This window comes from Roseovarius halophilus (ex Wu et al. 2025), assembly GCF_047086965.1.
Genome location: NZ_JBKOTX010000400.1, coordinates 1 through 2,300 on the forward strand (window position 1 = coordinate 1; position 2,300 = coordinate 2,300).

Sequence of the window (2,300 nt, forward strand, 5' to 3'; positions counted from 1 at the left end):
GCCGCCACCCCGCGTCCGCAGCCGGGCAACCCCAGACCGCGCCTGTTCCGGCTGGCCGAGGATGCTGCCGCCATCAACCGTTTCGGCTTCAACAACATCGCCGCCGACAAGGGGCTGGATCTCGCGCAAATCACCGGCTCGGGCCCCCACGGGCGCATCGTCAAGGCCGACGTGAAAAACGCGCACCCGCAGGCCGCCAAGACCGCCGACGCCCCCCGGGCCGCGAAAGAGGCCGCCGCACCCTCCGCCGCCGCCATGCCCACCGGGCCGGAGGCCGAGACGGTGCGCAAGATGTTCGAGGGGCGCGAGTTCGAGGAGGTCACGCTCAACGGCATGCGCAAGACCGTCGCCGCCCGCCTGACCGAGGCCAAGCAGACGATCCCGCATTTCTACCTGCGCCGGGACATCCAGCTCGACGCGCTGCTGACATTCCGCGGCAAGTTGAACAAGCAGCTGGAGCCGCGCGGGGTGAAGCTGTCCGTCAACGACTTCATCATCAAGGCCTGCGCGCAGGCCCTGCAAACGGTGCCCGACGCCAATGCCGTCTGGGCCGGGGATCGCATTCTCAAGCTGGCACCCTCGGATGTGGGCGTTGCCGTGGCCGTCGATGGCGGGCTTTTCGTGCCGGTGCTCAAGGACTCCGAGCAGAAATCCCTCTCGGCGCTCTCGACCGAGATGGGCGATCTCGCCACCCGCGCCCGCGACGGCAAGCTCGCCCCGCACGAATACGTCGGCGGCAGTTTCGCGATCTCGAACCTCGGCATGTTCGGCATCGAGAATTTCGACGCGGTCATCAACCCGCCGCACGGGGCCATCCTGGCCGTGGGCGCGGGTGTCAAGAAGCCCGTCGTTGGTGCCGACGGCGAGTTGACCACGGCCACAGTGATGTCGACGACGCTCTCGGTCGATCACCGGGTGATCGACGGCGCGCTGGGGGCCCAGCTACTGGCCGCCATCAAGGACAACCTTGAAAACCCGATGACGATGCTGGCCTGACGGGTCTCGACCGCAACGGAATAGAGGCCGCGCTCGACCCGGGCGCGGCCTTTCTGCGTACGGGGCAGCGCGGCGTCAGGCCCCGGATTTCAGGATCTGGTCCATGGTGATTGCGGGCTGGTCGCAGCCCGCCTCGCCCACCACCTTGGCGGGCACCCCGGCCACGGTGGTGTTCTCGGGCACCTCCGACAGCACCACCGACCCGGCCGCGATGCGCGAGCAGCAGCCGACCCGGATGTTGCCCAGCACCTTGGCCCCGGCCCCGATCAGCACGCCGTCGCCGATCTTGGGGTGGCGGTCCTCCTCCTCCTTGCCGGTGCCGCCCAGGGTCACCGAATGCAGCATCGAGACATTGTCACCCACTACGGCCGTCTCGCCGATGACGATGGAATGGGCGTGGTCGATCATGATGCCCTTGCCGATCCGAGCGCCGGGATGGATGTCCACGCCGTAGACCTCGGAACTGCGCATCTGCACGAAATAGGCCAGGTCGCGCCGGCCCCGGCCCCAGAGGTGGTGCCCCAGCCGATAGGCCTGCATGGCCTGAAAACCCTTGTAGTAAAGGATTGGCTGCAACAGCCTGTGGCAGGCCGGGTCGCGTTCCTCGATCGCGGCCAGGTCGGCGCGTGCGGCCTCGACCAGGCTGGGGTCGTCGGCATAGGCCTCCTCGGCGACATCGCGCAGCAGGACCATGCTCATCTCGTTGGAATTCAGCTTGGCCGAGAACCGGTAGGAGAGCGCCTTTTCCAGCGTCTTGTGATGCAGCACACAGGCATGGATCAGCCCGCCCATCAGCGGTTCGTCGGAAATGGCCGCTTCGGCCTCGTCGGTGATCCGGGCCCAGACCGGGTCGAGCCGGGCAAGATCAGGATGCGGTTTCGGCTGTGCCATGACGGGCCTCCCTTTTGTCCGAGTGCTAACCCAGATAGGGTTCCGAGGCCAAGAACAAACCCGTGATGGAAGAGGTCACGCAAATGGATCATCGCGCCATGGCCGACTTGAAGCAGGCCCTTCTGGACCGGCTCTCGGCCCTCGACGAGGACGACAGCCGCGGCACCCAGGGCCAGCAGACCGTCGAACTGGACCAGCAGGCCGTGGGGCGGCTCAGCCGCATGGACGCGCTGCAGAACCAGGCCATGGCCAAGGCCCAGGCCGCCCGCCGCGGGGGCGACCGCCGCCGGGTACGGGCCGCGCTGGACCGCATGGCGGAGGGTGAATACGGCTATTGCACAGATTGCGGCGAAGAGCTGGCGCCCGAGCGGCTGCGCGCCGATCCCACCCTGCCGCGCTGCCTGTCCTGCACG

3 protein-coding genes are annotated in these 2,300 nt (G+C 67.9%); 2 read left to right on the forward strand and 1 reads right to left on the reverse strand.

Going from position 1 to position 2,300, the window contains the following annotated elements:
• Nucleotides 1-996 (forward strand): 2-oxo acid dehydrogenase subunit E2 (locus tag ACH107_RS32100; RefSeq protein WP_412509676.1); only part of this gene is annotated, 996 nt, incomplete at its 5' end.
• A gap of 75 nt (nucleotides 997-1,071) precedes the next feature.
• Here the strand turns inward: ACH107_RS32100 and cysE are convergent.
• Nucleotides 1,072-1,887 (reverse strand): serine O-acetyltransferase, encoded by an 816-nt coding sequence (cysE, locus tag ACH107_RS32105; protein ID WP_310702707.1) that lies wholly within the window; start codon nucleotides 1,885-1,887, stop codon nucleotides 1,072-1,074.
• Between the two features lie 83 nt (nucleotides 1,888-1,970).
• Between cysE and ACH107_RS32110 the strand changes: the two genes are divergently transcribed.
• Nucleotides 1,971-2,300, forward strand: a 330-nt coding sequence (locus ACH107_RS32110) for a TraR/DksA family transcriptional regulator (RefSeq protein ID WP_412509677.1), incomplete at its 3' end; no start/stop codon positions are given.

Coding starts and splice junctions, on each gene's coding strand:
- cysE (WP_310702707.1), bottom strand. CDS start 1,887: ATGGCACAGCCGAAACCGCATCCTGATCTTGCCCGGCTCGACCCGGTC.